Raw genomic sequence first — 12715 nt, 5'->3', positions numbered from 1 at the left:
TCCTGTGTCGGCGGTGTTGTTCGAGCGCTTTATTTTTGTACCGCAATAATTTCATCGCCCCGACGGAGTCCGTCTATCCTTACCAAAACCAATAAAAACAAGAGCACGGATACCTATGCTGAGCTTTAGCAGGGGCAGGCGTTTTCGATGGTTGGTAGGAATAGATTTCGGAGCCAGCAGTATTAAGGCCGTGGCCTTAAGAGGAACCCCGGACCACTATTCGCTCGAGGCCGTGGCCAGTATTCCCACCCCCCGGAACAGTATTGTCGACCACCAGCTACTGGATGTGGCCAGGGTGGCGATGGCACTGCGTCAGTTGCGGCGCCAGCTCAACTGCCGTTGCAACCAGGTGGCTACCGCCGTTGCCGGTGGTGGTGTGACCACCAGGCTGATAGCGGTGCCGCGCAACCTCTCGCCGGAAGAGCTGGAAAATCAGGTGTTGCTCGATGCCGAGCAGCACTTCCCCTTCCCGCTGGATGAAATCAGCCTGGACTACGAGAGCCTGGGGCCGAACGCCCAGCATCCCGAACGGGAAAACATTCTGCTCAGCGCCGCCCGCACCGAGACCATCAGCACCCGGGTGAGCGCCCTGCAGCAAGTGGGCTGGCATACCAGGGTGGTGGATATCGGGGTGCATGCCCTGGCCCGGTCGGTCAACGCCTGTCTGGCCGCGATCAAGGCCCACACCAAGACACTGGCGCTGGTGGACATCGGAGCCGAAAATCTGACCTTTGCGATCATGGAAGACGGGGAGGTGATCCACAGCCGGCTGCAAAACTTCGGCGGCGCCCATTTCACCCGGGAGTTATGCAAGTGTGCCGACATGGCGGAAGACAGTGCCGAGCAGGCCAAGATAGATGGCCTTTTGCCCGAGGCGCTGCGCCATGATATCGAGCAGCAACATGTCACCGCCCTGTTGCAGCATATCCGTCGTAATGTCCAGTTGTTCTGCAGCAGTTCCGGCGACAAGTCGCCGGCGGCCCTGTTTCTTAGCGGTGGCGGTAGCCGGTTGCCGGATCTGGCCGGAATCTTGGAGCTGGAGCTGAACATGCCGGTGTTGCAACCAGATTTCGGCCGGTTGTGCGAAGGCCGGTTACCGTCTTGCCCCGATGCCGCCATCTACATGACGGCACTGGGATTGGCGTTGAGGAGCCTGACTTCATGTCCAACATAAACCTGCTGCCCTGGCGGGACATGGCTCGGGACAGACAGAAAAAGCACTTCCTGTTTCTGCTGGTGCTGGCGTCTGTGCTGACGGTGGTGGTGATACTGGCGATCAACATCTGGGTGCACCGGCAAGTCGCGCGACAGCAGGAGCGCAACCGGCTGCTGCAGGTCGAAATATCCCGGCTGGACAGGGAACTGGGTGAGATCGCTCGGCTTAAGGAGCAAAAGGCCCAACTGCTGGAACGAGTGCAGCTGTTCGACAGCGTGCAGCAAAGGCGCAACCTTTCGGTCAGGGTATTCAACCAGTTGCCCGAGCTGGTGCCGCCCGGTGTCTACCTGAGCTCGGTCGACATGACCCGTCACCAGATAGAGCTGGTCGGCAAGACCGAAGCCTATGGCCGGGTGGCCCGCATGATTCGCCAGATCGAAGGCAGCGGCTGGCTGACGGAGCCCAGGATCAGCGCCATTTTTGCCAGCGATACCCAGCCCGTCGCCCTGAGCCAATTTTCCATGTTGTTCCGGATCATCGAGGCGACACCGGACGCGACGCGATGAACTGGCAACGACTCAATGACCTGGATCTGGACAACATCGGCCAATGGCCCGGTGTCGCTAAGATCGCCATGCTCGCATTGGTGTGCGCCCTGTTGGCCGGGGGGCTCGGTTATGCCGTCATCGGGGGCAGCCTGTCCCGGCTGGAGCAGAGCCGGGCTGAGGAACTGCAGCTGAGTACTGCCTTCGAGGAAAAAGCCCGTCTGGCGGCGGGGCTGGGCGCTCACCGGGCGCAATTGGTGGCGCTGCAAGCCCAGCTGGCAGCCCAGTTGCGCAGCTTGCCAACCAGTTTGGAAATAGCTGGCCTGCTCGACGATATCAGTTTCATCGCCACCGATAATGGACTGCGTCTGGAGCGTATCCACTGGGAGGCGGAAAGGCCGGGCGAGTTCGCCACCGAGTTGCCGATGCGCATCATTGTCCGTGGTGATTACCACCGGCTGGGTCACTTCGTCGCCGACATGGCGGCCTTGCCCCGCATCGTCATCATCGACAGTTTCAGCCTGTCCCGTACCGAAGCGGCCCCCCTGAGCCTGAGCATGGTGGCCAAAACCTACCAGTATCACGGTACGGAGGCGCCATGAGAGGTCTCTTCTGGCCGTCTGTGCTGCTGGCCCTGAGCGCCTGCAGCGACGACGACGACCTGGGTCATTATGTGGCGGAGGTGAAGGCGCGCCCGGCAACACCGCCGGCCCCCCTGCCCATCGTGGATAAATATGAGCCGCAAGCCTACCGGCCCGGCTCGGAACGCAGCCCTTTTGTCTCCCCGCAACCGGAGAGCGTCCAGGTCCCCGCACCGGCAGCCAGTGCCTGCACTCAACCGGAGCCGGACGGCAGCGAGCTGGAGCGGCATTCGCTCGATAATCTCTCATTCCGCGGAACACTGGGCGACGGACAGCAGCTGTGGGCATTGCTCCACACCCGGGACGGTATCACCCACAGGATCGGGGTAGGGCAGAAACTGGGGCTGAACCATGGCGAGATTATCGGTATCACCGACCATGACATCATCTTAAAAGAACAGGTCTCCGACGGTGCTGGCTGTTGGATCAGTCGGGAAGCCAGGTTGATGCTGGATCGGGCAGAACAATAAGAACGGCGGGAGTATGGGCTATGACAAGGCAGAGGGCAGGGAAGCTGCTGGCCTGGCTGGTATTCGGCCTGGCCTTGTGTGGACGGAGCTGGGCTGGCGTCGGCCTGGAGCACCTCAGGGTCCGTCCGCTGGCGGATGACGGGCTGGCCGTGGAGCTGGAGTTCGATGCGCCCCCGCCCGCTGTCGTCGACATGATGCGCCATCAGCCGGAGCGGCTGGTGCTCCAGATCCCCGGTGCGGATTCGGCATTACGGGAAAATCTGATTCCCATCGAACGGCAGGGGATCAATGTGGTGGATGTGCGCCGAGTCGGCACCAACCTGGAAGTGGCCTTCGGATTTGACCGGCCCCAGCCCTACCGGCTGCAAACCGAGGGCAGGCGTCTGCGGCTGCTGTTTGGCGCGGAAAGCGACGCCGCTCTGTTGCCACCGGGTGCCACCAACGCCATTACCGGTATCGATTTTCGTCGCGGTCGTGACGGTCAGGGCCTGGTGCTGGTGAGTCTGGCCAGATCCGCTGCGGCCGTGGATATGCAGGTTCGCGACAGCCGGCTGCTCGCCAAATTCCACCAGACCCATATTACCGACGAACTGCTTCGGGTCTTGGATGTCAACGATTTTGCCACCCTGGTCAACCGGATCGGCATTGCCCGGGACGGCGGCAGTGTCCTGCTGACGGTGGATACCAGCGCAGGGTTCGATTACCACTATGAGCAGTCAGAACGGCTCTTCGTGCTGGAGCTGTTCCGGGCCGCGCCGGCGGCCGCCGAAGAGCGCCGGCGTTCCTATGGTGGTAAGCCCATTTCCATGAATTTTCAGGATATTCCGGTGAGAACTGTGCTGCAGTTGATCGCCGACTTCAACAATTTCAACCTGGTGACCACCGACTCGGTTCAGGGCAACATCACCTTGCGCCTCGATGGGGTGCCTTGGGAGCAGGCGCTGGACACCATATTGCGGGTGCGTGGCCTCGATAAGCGGCTGGACGGCACCATACTGCTGGTGGCGCCGGCCACCGAGCTGGCTCAGCAGGAGCAACAGCATCTGGAAAACCGGCAGGCCCAGGGGGTGTCGGGGCCCCTGGTCACGGAGTTTTTGCAGGTGAATTACGCCAAGGCCGCCGATATTCAGCGGCTACTGGCGGGAGAGTGGCCAAGTACAACGAGCCCCGAGTCCGAGGCGGGCCACATCGTCTCGATGACGGGAAGCCGGGGCGGCATGCTGACGGAACGCGGCAGCGTTGCGCTCGATGAAAGGACCAACATACTGATGGTCAAGGATACCCGGGAGAGCATTGACAATGTCCGTCGGCTGCTGAAACGGCTCGATATTCCGGTCAAACAGGTCGTGATAGAGGCTCGTCTGGTCAGTATGAATGAAGGACTGGATGAGGCCTTGGGCATCAGATGGTCTTACTTCGATGCCAATGCCGGCGCGGACAGCAGCCGAAACCTGGGGTTCAACGTCAATCTGCCCATCTCCGATCCGGCGGGCACCCTGGCGCTTCAGGTGGCCCGGCTGTCGGATGGCCGCCTCCTGGATCTTGAACTGCAGGCGCTTGAAAAGGAAAACCATGCCGAGATTATCGCCAGTCCCCGGGTGGCCACCTCCAGCCAGCAACAGGCCGAGATCCGGCAAGGGGTCCAGATTCCCTACACCACTCTTGATCGGGATGGCACGCCCCAAACGGAATTTGCTCCCGCCGAACTCAGCCTGACGGTGACTCCCCTGATTACTCCCGATCGCCGCCTGGTGCTCGACTTGGCGGTGACACAAAACACCGTCGGCGCCCTGGTGCCCGTTGCAGGAGGAGGCCAGGCACCCTCCATCAATACCCAGTCGGTCAAGACCAAGTTGCTGGTCAACAACGGAGAAACCGTCGTGCTCGGTGGTATTTTCCAGCAGATTACCCAGCGCAGCTCAACCAAAATACCCGTACTGGGGGATATTCCCGTGGTCGGAAACCTGTTCAAGAACAGGGAAGATAAAGTAGAAAAGCGCGAGCTGATTATTTTCGTTACGCCACGTATATCGCCTTAAACAACGGGGCCGACTGGGGCTACATCAACCGGGCACCGCCGGCAGGCCCGCCGTGAGGGCAGGCCACTCACTGTTTCAACCTGCTGCGCACATTCGCTGAATGCTCGATCCGGCTGAAACCGCGTGTCCCGGCGAGACAGGCTCGCTCCCTGGGGGGAGGGAGGCAACCGCCGTTGTCGCCGCGCTGCGACTTGCCACTGACCGCACGCAAGAGCGTCCTCTGGGCAATTTTCGGTCGTGCTGGAGAGCCGGCCATGTCGCTGCTGAGCGCTCAGGCTGAGGGGGATGACGGCAAAGCATGGAAGGAAGGGAGGCCTTCTTTGGCTCCGGTTGTGGTCTTGCCCTTGCCAGCGTCCGGCGCAGTTGCGATAATCCGGCGTCCAATTTCAGAAAGTTAAGGTTAGGTTCATCGTCGACCCTGCGGTGTTCGTGGGGCGCATTTGTTTGTGAGAATTTCGTGTAACATGGCTGAGAAACGCAATATCTTCCTAGTAGGGCCTATGGGTGCGGGCAAGAGCACCATCGGTAAATACCTGGCGCAACAACTGCATATGGACTTCTACGACTCCGATCAGGAGATTGAGCGTCGAACCGGTGCCGATATCAGCTGGGTGTTTGATGTAGAGGGTGAAGAAGGCTTCCGCCAGCGCGAAGAAAAGGTGATCAACGACCTGAGCGAATTGCAGGGTATCGTCCTGGCCACCGGTGGTGGCTCGGTCAAGAGCAAGGAAAGCCGCAACCGACTGTCGGCCCGGGGGATAGTGGTCTACCTGGAAACACCGGTGGAGAAGCAACTGGCCCGGGTGCAGAAAGACAAGCGTCGCCCGCTGCTGCAGACCGCGGAGCCGCCCCAGGATGTGCTGGAGCGTCTCGCCGCCGAGCGTAATGAACTCTACCTTGAAATTGCCGATTATGTGGTGCGCACCGACGAACAGAGTGCCAAACTGGTTGCCAATCAAATAGTTGAACTGATCGGCCTGTAACGGGCAGGAGATCCATGGAAAGGTTAACCGTCAATCTGGGGGAACGCAGCTACCCCATTATTATCGCCGAAGGCTGCCTGGCCGAGACCTTGCTGCTGCGTGATGCGGTCAAGGGCAAGAAAGTGCTGGTGATCACCAACGAGGTGATAGCGCCCCTCTACCTGGACCCCCTGAAAAGGGTTCTGGTGCCGCTCGAGGTTGACACCCTGGTGCTGCCCGACGGCGAGCAGTTCAAGACCCTGGAGACCTTTAACCTGGTCATGGGCAAGCTGCTTGAGGGCAACCATGGCCGGGACACCACCCTGATCGCCCTGGGCGGCGGGGTCATCGGCGATCTCACCGGTTTTGCCGCTGCCTGTTACCAGCGTGGCGTGCCCTTTATCCAGGTGCCGACCACCCTGCTGGCCCAGGTCGATTCCTCGGTGGGCGGCAAGACCGCGGTCAACCATCCGCTCGGCAAGAACATGATCGGCGCCTTCTACCAGCCGGAGCTGGTGTTGATAGATACTCTCTGCCTGCAGACCCTGCCCGAGCGCGAATTTGCTGCCGGCCTGGCGGAAGTGATCAAGTACGGCATCATCTGGGATGCGGCCTTCTTCGCCTGGCTGGAGCAGAACGTCCAGCGCCTGCAGCGGCTGGAGGCGGACGCCCTGGCCTATGCCATCCGCCGCTGCTGCGAGATCAAGGCAGAGATGGTGGCCGCCGATGAACGGGAGCACGGAGTTCGTGCCCTGCTCAACCTGGGCCATACTTTCGGCCATGCCATCGAGGCGGAAATGGGCTACGGCAACTGGCTGCATGGCGAGGCGGTGGCGGCAGGCACCATGCAGGCCTGCCACACCGCCCGTCTGCGCGGCGACATGAGCGACGACGAGGTGGCCCGGGTCGAGGCCCTGCTGATCAAGGCTCACCTGCCGATCCAGGGGCCTGCCGAAATGGAGCTGGAACACTATCTGCCCCATATGCTGCGGGATAAGAAGGTTCTGGCCGGCAAGTTGCGGCTGGTGCTGCCGCTTGGCATCGGCCGAGCCCGGGTGGTGGACGATGTCACCGCGCAACAGCTGGCCCAGGTGGTGGTACCGGAACGGCAACAGTGACCGAGGCCGTCGACCTCCCTTTCTCCTCTCAGCAGCAGCTGCTGGCGCGGCTGCTGCATCTTTCCCGCCTCGACACCGATTTTATCCTGCTGACCGGACCCGAAGGCGCCGGTAAGTCCCACCTGGCGGCCAGGCTGGTCGATAGCACGGAGCTGTTGCTGCCGGCGCTGCTCGATGCCGAAGCCCTCGACGCCAATGCCCGCTTCCGGGACGCGCTGCTGACGACCTGGTTTCCCGGTGGTATCTTCGCTGCGGAGGATCCGCTGCCGGCCTCGATGGTACGGTTGTTGGCGGGCAGCCCGGGCAAGCGCTTGCTGGCGGTGGATAACGCCGAGTGGTTGCCGGAGGACCTGCTGTTGGAGCTGGCCCGGCTCCATCGGGAGTTGCCCGCGGGAGCGCGTCCCTTTATGGTATTGCTGGGCGCCGAGCAGTGGGCGGGGGAGACCCGCCGGCTGCTCGAGGGGGAAGCCGGCGGCAAGGTGCTGGAAGTGGAAGTACCACCGCTGACCGTGGAAGACAGACAGGCGCTATGGCAGGCGCTGGGATATCAAGAAACGCACGAAGCCGTGGACGATATCCTTTATCCTGGCGATGTAATGGGCATGATGGAGCCGCAGATGAAAATACCCGGTTATCAACAGCTGCTTGAACAAAAGACAACCAAGATATTGCTGACCGCCCTGATCCTGGTGGTGCTGCTGATCATTATCGTCAGCCTGCTGGGTGGCGATCGGCAAGCCGCGGCGCCCGAGCCGGTGCCGCCATCGCAGCGGGAGTCCCTGCCCGCCGCCCCGGCCGCCTCCCTGACCCTGGGTGAGGAAGTACCGGCCGGGGCGGAACCGCTCCCCACGGATGGCAACACGCCGGTGCGTGACTGGCCGGCCGAGCCGTTGCCCGCCACGCCCGAGATCAGTACCAAGGTTGCCGAAACTCCGGACGACAGCGACAAGGAACGGGTGGTGATCGAAGACGAAGTGGTCAGCCGGCTGATGCAGCGGGGGCAGGAGCCCCAAGCCGCCCCCGCCACCCGACAAACTTCGGCCGCGGCGGTGACGCCGTCTCCGGCGCCCGGCTCCGGTCTTAGCCCCTTGTCGGCGCTGACGCAAAAATCCGCCTCGCGCTATACCCTGCAGCTGATGGCGGGACGTGACCGTGCGGCCTTGGCGCGGCTGGCGACCCGCCATACCCTGACTCCGGCCTGGATTTACCCTCGTACCATCAACGATCAGTCCTGGTTCGTGCTGGTGTTCGGCGATTTCGCCACCCCCGAGCAGGCACGCCAGGCCATCGGCAGCCTGCCGGCCGAGCTGCGGGCGGCCAAACCCTGGCCCAAGCCCTTCGGGCAGGTGCAAAAAGAAGTCAAACCATAGTCATGACCTCGGCTTGCGGTTACAATGCGCGCCCTCTGAGCGGTGCGGCAACGATGACGACTATGACAAAAACTCGGGCATTCCTGAAATGGGCCGGCGGCAAGTATGGCCTGGTGGAGAGCATCAACCGCCGCCTGCCGGAAGGCCGGGTGCTGGTAGAGCCCTTTGTCGGCGCCGGCTCGGTGTTTCTGAATTCCGATTACGACGCCTACCTGCTGGCCGACATCAATGCGGACCTGATCAACCTCTATCAGTTGCTCAAGAACCGGCCCGATGCCTTCATCCGCGATGCCGCCCAACTGTTCACCGCCGCCAACAACGAACGCAGTGTCTACTACGGTTTTCGTGGCGACTTCAACAGGGAGCTGGATGGATATCGCCGTGCCCTGCTGTTCCTCTACCTGAACCGGCACGGTTACAATGGCTTGTGCCGCTACAACCAGAAGGGCGGCTTCAACGTGCCCTTCGGTGCCTACAAGAAGCCCTATTTTCCCGAACGGGAGCTGTGGCGCTTCGCCGAGAAGGCGCAGCGGGCCACCTTCGTGTGCCAGAGCTACGTGGAGGTGTTCGCCGCCGCCCGCGAGGATCAGGTATTCTACTGCGATCCGCCCTATGCGCCTTTGTCCAGCACCGCCAGCTTCACCACCTATGCCGCCAACGGTTTCACCCTGGACGATCAGGCCATACTGGCCCGGCTGGCGCGGGAGACCGCGGCCCGGGGGGTACCGGTATTGATCAGCAACCACGACATCCCCCTCACTCGGGAGCTGTACCGGGAGGCGGAGCTGGACGTGGTGGCGGTCAAGCGCACCATCAGCCGCCACGGCCACAACCGCAAGAAGGTGGACGAGCTGCTGGCGCTCTTTACCCCGGTGGCCCGCGGTTAACGCAGCACCAGTCGTACCACCAGCACCAGCAGCAACACGAACAGCAGTATGGCTACCGCCCCCAGGCCGATATAGGGCCAGGGGCTGCCCCTGAATTGCTGCTGCCGGTTCTGCTCCGACTGAACCCCGAACAGGGCGGCCGCCACCGCCTGCAGCCAGTGTTTCCAGCTCATAGGTCACCTTTTCCGCCAACTTTTGCCAAGCATAGACGCCTCGCTAGAGAATCACCGGGCGCTGGGGTAGAATTGGTGCGTTTTTTGCGCTTAAGGGAACCCCGATGAAAGACTACCTGATTGCCCCCTCCATACTGTCCGCCGATTTCGCCCGCCTGGGCGAGGATGTGACTCGGGTACTGGAGGCGGGAGCCGACGTGGTGCACTTCGACGTGATGGACAATCACTACGTGCCCAACCTGACCATAGGCCCCATGGTCTGCAAGGCCCTGCGCGACTATGGCATTCAGGCTCCCATCGACGTGCATCTGATGGTCAAGCCGGTGGACAGCCTGGTACCCGAGTTCGCCAAGGCCGGGGCTTCCATCATCACCTTCCACCCGGAAGCCTCCGAGCACATCGACCGCACCCTGGGCCTGATCCGGGAGCAGGGCTGCCAGGCCGGCCTGGTGTTCAATCCCTCCACCCCGCTCAGCCACCTGGACTACGTGATGGACAAGGTGGACGTGATCCTGCTGATGTCGGTCAACCCCGGTTTCGGTGGCCAGTCCTTCATCGCTTCCACCCTCGACAAGTTGCGCCAGGCCCGTCGCCGCATCGACGAGAGCGGCCGCTCTATCCGCCTGGAGATCGACGGTGGCGTCAAGGTCGACAATATCCGCGATATCGCCGAGGCCGGTGCCGACATGTTCGTGGCCGGCTCCGCCATCTTCGGCCAGGCCGACTACAAGGCGGTGATCGAGCAGATGCGCAGCGAACTGGCCCAGGCCCATGGCTGAATTCGATCTCGTCCAGTTCGATCTGGATGGCACCCTGATCGACAGCGTGCCTCAACTGGCGCTGGCGGTGAACCGCATGCTGACGACGCTGGGGCATGAACCGGCGGCGGAGCGGGCGGTGCGTCACTGGGTGGGCAACGGCGCCGACATGCTGGTGCGCCGGGCGCTGAGCGACGCTCTTGGTGCCGAGCCCGGGGCCGAGATGCGGCAGGCGGCACGCGCCGCCTTTGATGCGGCCTACGACCAGGTGGCCGACCAGGAGCTGGTGTTCTACCCCGGGGTGCTCACTACCCTGGCGGCCTTGCGCGGCGCGGGTAAACGGCTGGCCATCGTCACCAACAAGCCCTACCGTTTCGTGCCCGCCATCCTGGCGGCGGCCGGACTGAGCGAGCAGTTCGAGCTGGTGCTGGGCGGCGACAGCCTGCCCGAGAAGAAGCCGAGCCCGGTGCCCCTGCTGCACGTCTGCCGCAGCCTGGACGTGGATCCGGCCCGCACCCTGATGGTGGGAGATTCCGAGAACGATGTGCTGGCGGCCAAGGCGGCCGGCATGGCGGTGGTGGGCCTGACCTATGGTTACAACTACGGTCGGGATATCGCGGACAGCGGCCCCGACTGGGTGCTGAGTGACTTTGCCGCCCTCGCCGACATACTGCTAACCGATTGACAGAGAACAGACAACCATGGCTAAACCGATAGTACTCAGCGGCGCCCAGCCCTCGGGCCAGCTGACCATAGGCAACTACATGGGCGCCCTGCGCCAGTGGGTGAAGATGCAGCAGGAGTACGATTGCCTGTACTGCATCGTCGACATGCACGCCATCACCGTCCGCCAGGACCCCAAGGCCCTGCGCTCCGCCTGCCTGGATGCGGCCGCCCTCTACCTGGCCATCGGCCTGGATCCGGAGCAGAGCACCATCTTCATCCAGTCCCACGTGCCGGAGCATGCCGAGCTGGGCTGGGTGCTCAACTGCTACACCCAGTTCGGCGAGCTGTCGCGCATGACCCAGTTCAAGGACAAGTCCAGCCGTTACGCCGAAAACATCAACGCCGGCCTGTTCACCTATCCGGTGCTGATGGCGGCCGACATCCTGCTGTATCAGGCCAACCAGGTGCCGGTGGGGCATGATCAGAAGCAGCACCTGGAGCTGACCCGGGATATCGCCTACCGCTTCAACCAGCTCTACGGCGAGGTGTTCACCGTGCCCGAGCCCTTTATTCCGGAAGAGGGCGCGCGCATCATGAGCCTGCAGGAGCCGACCAAGAAGATGTCCAAGTCGGACGACAACGCCAACAACTTCATCGGTCTGCTGGAAGATCCCAAGAGCATCGCCAAGAAGCTCAAGCGGGCGGTCACCGACTCCGAGGATCCGCCCGTGGTACGCTTCGATGTGGAGCAGAAACCCGGCGTGTCCAACCTGCTGACCCTGATGGCCGGCGCTTCCGGTCGCAGCATCCCCGAGCTGGAGCGACACTTCGAAGGCAAGATGTACGGCCACCTCAAGACCGAAACCGCCGAGGCGGTGCTGGCCATGCTGGAGCCCATCCAGCGCCGTTTCCATGAACTGCGGGAAGACGAGGCCGAGCTGCGCAAGGTGCTGACCCTGGGGGCCGACAAGGCCCGGGTGAAGGCTGTACAGACCCTGGAAAAGGTATATGATGTGATCGGCTTCGTTCCGAAAAGCCGTTGACTGACAAGGAGCCGCATTGGCTCCTTTTTCGATTTTGCCTGATTGGATTCACTCCCTCCTATGACCGAACAACAACCCCTTGATCGGGAGCTTACCGACAAGCTGTACTGGCTGCGCAAGTTCCGCATGGCCAAGAACGAGAAGACCCTGGAACTGATGGTGTCCAAGGCGGTGGACGATCATCATCAGCACGCCGCCGTGGTGGCCGCCATCTACCTCGCCGAATGCCAGCGTGAGCGGGAAATGGCCCAGGGACGTTTCCTGCAGCAATAAGTGTCGCTCGGAGGTGAGTGATCACTCCTTCTGATGTCCTTGTCATGAGCTGACGCAGCGCTGTTCTCTCCGGTTGTCGCTTTCGTCCATTCCGACCCATGATTAGGGTATCTTTCTGGGCCCGGACCATGGGCATCGAGAGAGGAGGGACGAAAATGAAAACCCTGTTCAAAGGTGGTGCCCTGTTGCTGCCCCTGCTGGGAATCTTTGCACTGGGGGCGACGGTGCCCGAGGCCCAGGCTCGCGGGGATGATCGCCGTTACGAGCGACACGGCAAACACCACAAGCATTTCCGGCAGCATCAGCACGATCGGCATTTTCGCGGCGACCACCGGCATTTTCGCGGCGAACGGCGCCATTACTTCCGCTCGCGTGAGCGGGTGGTGGAGCGCCATTACTATCCCAGCCCCCGCCGACATTATTATGCTCCGGGCACCAGCATCTCGGTGGTATTGCCGCTGGGGGCCATCGTTTCCGGCCTGCCGGGGGGCTATATCAGCCTGAACCTGGGGGACGGTCCCTACTATTTCCACGGCGGCAACTACTTCCGTCCCCATCACCGGGGCTATCAGGTGGTGTCGGCACCGCCCGGACATCGCTGGTAACGGCGGTGT

The 12715-nt window shown here is 62.3% G+C and carries 15 protein-coding genes; 14 read left to right on the top strand and 1 reads right to left on the bottom strand.

Going from position 1 to position 12715, the window contains the following annotated elements:
* Positions 1-115 precede the first annotated feature (115 nt).
* From pilM to ACT7DK_RS16465, 9 genes are all read left to right on the top strand, one after another.
* The gene (gene pilM, locus ACT7DK_RS16505; protein WP_445401069.1) at positions 116-1174 is read left to right on the top strand and encodes a type IV pilus assembly protein PilM; all 1059 of its coding nucleotides are present in this window, start codon (positions 116-118) and stop codon (positions 1172-1174) included.
* Positions 1162-1722 carry a PilN domain-containing protein gene (locus tag ACT7DK_RS16500; protein WP_445401067.1) on the top strand — a complete coding sequence of 187 codons (561 nt, stop codon included), beginning with the start codon at positions 1162-1164 and terminating at the stop codon, positions 1720-1722. Before pilM ends, ACT7DK_RS16500 begins: the two co-directional genes overlap by 13 nt.
* Positions 1719-2303, top strand: a complete 585-nt coding sequence (locus tag ACT7DK_RS16495) for a type 4a pilus biogenesis protein PilO (protein ID WP_445401065.1) — start codon at positions 1719-1721, stop codon at positions 2301-2303. Before ACT7DK_RS16500 ends, ACT7DK_RS16495 begins: the two co-directional genes overlap by 4 nt.
* Complete coding sequence (locus ACT7DK_RS16490) at positions 2300-2812, top strand: pilus assembly protein PilP (protein WP_445401063.1); 513 nt, start codon at positions 2300-2302, stop codon at positions 2810-2812. The genes ACT7DK_RS16495 and ACT7DK_RS16490 overlap by 4 nt, the downstream gene beginning before the upstream one ends.
* A gap of 20 nt (positions 2813-2832) precedes the next feature.
* Positions 2833-4851 carry a type IV pilus secretin PilQ gene (locus ACT7DK_RS16485; protein ID WP_445401061.1) on the top strand — a complete coding sequence of 673 codons (2019 nt, stop codon included), beginning with the start codon at positions 2833-2835 and terminating at the stop codon, positions 4849-4851.
* Positions 4852-5315: 464 nt separating this feature from the next.
* A complete protein-coding gene (gene aroK, locus ACT7DK_RS16480; protein WP_445401059.1) occupies positions 5316-5834 on the top strand; it encodes a shikimate kinase AroK in 519 nt (172 codons plus the stop codon).
* Positions 5835-5848: 14 nt separating this feature from the next.
* Positions 5849-6931 (top strand): 3-dehydroquinate synthase, encoded by a 1083-nt coding sequence (gene aroB / locus ACT7DK_RS16475; protein ID WP_445401057.1) that lies wholly within the window; start codon positions 5849-5851, stop codon positions 6929-6931.
* On the top strand, positions 6928-8301 hold the full coding sequence (locus ACT7DK_RS16470; protein WP_445401055.1) for an SPOR domain-containing protein: 1374 nt from the start codon (positions 6928-6930) through the stop codon (positions 8299-8301). The genes aroB and ACT7DK_RS16470 overlap by 4 nt, the downstream gene beginning before the upstream one ends.
* A gap of 62 nt (positions 8302-8363) precedes the next feature.
* Positions 8364-9188, top strand: a complete 825-nt coding sequence (locus tag ACT7DK_RS16465; protein ID WP_445401053.1) for a Dam family site-specific DNA-(adenine-N6)-methyltransferase — start codon at positions 8364-8366, stop codon at positions 9186-9188.
* Here the strand turns inward: ACT7DK_RS16465 and ACT7DK_RS16460 are convergent.
* Positions 9185-9361 carry a DUF2970 domain-containing protein gene (locus tag ACT7DK_RS16460; protein WP_445401051.1) on the bottom strand — a complete coding sequence of 59 codons (177 nt, stop codon included), beginning with the start codon at positions 9359-9361 and terminating at the stop codon, positions 9185-9187. The genes ACT7DK_RS16465 and ACT7DK_RS16460 overlap by 4 nt on opposite strands.
* 104 nt (positions 9362-9465) lie before the next feature.
* On the opposite strand from ACT7DK_RS16460, the gene rpe reads away from it, so the two are divergent.
* The 5 genes from rpe to ACT7DK_RS16435 all read left to right on the top strand — a co-directional run bounded on the left by rpe (position 9466) and on the right by ACT7DK_RS16435 (position 12706).
* Entirely contained in the window at positions 9466-10140 is a 675-nt protein-coding gene (gene rpe, locus ACT7DK_RS16455) for a ribulose-phosphate 3-epimerase (protein WP_445401049.1), read from the top strand.
* The gene (locus ACT7DK_RS16450) at positions 10133-10804 is read left to right on the top strand and encodes a phosphoglycolate phosphatase (protein ID WP_445401047.1); all 672 of its coding nucleotides are present in this window, start codon (positions 10133-10135) and stop codon (positions 10802-10804) included. Before rpe ends, ACT7DK_RS16450 begins: the two co-directional genes overlap by 8 nt.
* 16 nt (positions 10805-10820) lie before the next feature.
* Positions 10821-11828: a tryptophan--tRNA ligase gene (gene trpS / locus ACT7DK_RS16445; protein ID WP_445401045.1), complete on the top strand. Its 1008-nt coding sequence runs from the start codon at positions 10821-10823 to the stop codon at positions 11826-11828.
* A gap of 60 nt (positions 11829-11888) precedes the next feature.
* Complete coding sequence (locus tag ACT7DK_RS16440) at positions 11889-12101, top strand: hypothetical protein (RefSeq protein WP_094041389.1); 213 nt, start codon at positions 11889-11891, stop codon at positions 12099-12101.
* Between the two features lie 155 nt (positions 12102-12256).
* Positions 12257-12706 carry a DUF6515 family protein gene (locus ACT7DK_RS16435; protein ID WP_445401043.1) on the top strand — a complete coding sequence of 150 codons (450 nt, stop codon included), beginning with the start codon at positions 12257-12259 and terminating at the stop codon, positions 12704-12706.
* Positions 12707-12715 lie beyond the last annotated feature (9 nt).

This window comes from Zobellella sp. An-6, from assembly GCF_052487945.1.
The sequence above is the reverse complement of the archived record's forward strand: the minus strand, read 5'-3'. Positions and strand labels throughout refer to the sequence as shown.

Coding starts and splice junctions, on each gene's coding strand:
- pilM (WP_445401069.1), top strand. CDS start 116: ATGCTGAGCTTTAGCAGGGGCAGGCGTTTTCGATGGTTGGTAGGAATA.
- ACT7DK_RS16500 (WP_445401067.1), top strand. CDS start 1,162: ATGTCCAACATAAACCTGCTGCCCTGGCGGGACATGGCTCGGGACAGA.
- ACT7DK_RS16495 (WP_445401065.1), top strand. CDS start 1,719: ATGAACTGGCAACGACTCAATGACCTGGATCTGGACAACATCGGCCAA.
- ACT7DK_RS16490 (WP_445401063.1), top strand. CDS start 2,300: ATGAGAGGTCTCTTCTGGCCGTCTGTGCTGCTGGCCCTGAGCGCCTGC.
- ACT7DK_RS16485 (WP_445401061.1), top strand. CDS start 2,833: ATGACAAGGCAGAGGGCAGGGAAGCTGCTGGCCTGGCTGGTATTCGGC.
- aroK (WP_445401059.1), top strand. CDS start 5,316: ATGGCTGAGAAACGCAATATCTTCCTAGTAGGGCCTATGGGTGCGGGC.
- aroB (WP_445401057.1), top strand. CDS start 5,849: ATGGAAAGGTTAACCGTCAATCTGGGGGAACGCAGCTACCCCATTATT.
- ACT7DK_RS16465 (WP_445401053.1), top strand. CDS start 8,364: ATGACAAAAACTCGGGCATTCCTGAAATGGGCCGGCGGCAAGTATGGC.
- ACT7DK_RS16460 (WP_445401051.1), bottom strand. CDS start 9,361: ATGAGCTGGAAACACTGGCTGCAGGCGGTGGCGGCCGCCCTGTTCGGG.
- rpe (WP_445401049.1), top strand. CDS start 9,466: ATGAAAGACTACCTGATTGCCCCCTCCATACTGTCCGCCGATTTCGCC.
- ACT7DK_RS16450 (WP_445401047.1), top strand. CDS start 10,133: ATGGCTGAATTCGATCTCGTCCAGTTCGATCTGGATGGCACCCTGATC.
- trpS (WP_445401045.1), top strand. CDS start 10,821: ATGGCTAAACCGATAGTACTCAGCGGCGCCCAGCCCTCGGGCCAGCTG.
- ACT7DK_RS16440 (WP_094041389.1), top strand. CDS start 11,889: ATGACCGAACAACAACCCCTTGATCGGGAGCTTACCGACAAGCTGTAC.
- ACT7DK_RS16435 (WP_445401043.1), top strand. CDS start 12,257: ATGAAAACCCTGTTCAAAGGTGGTGCCCTGTTGCTGCCCCTGCTGGGA.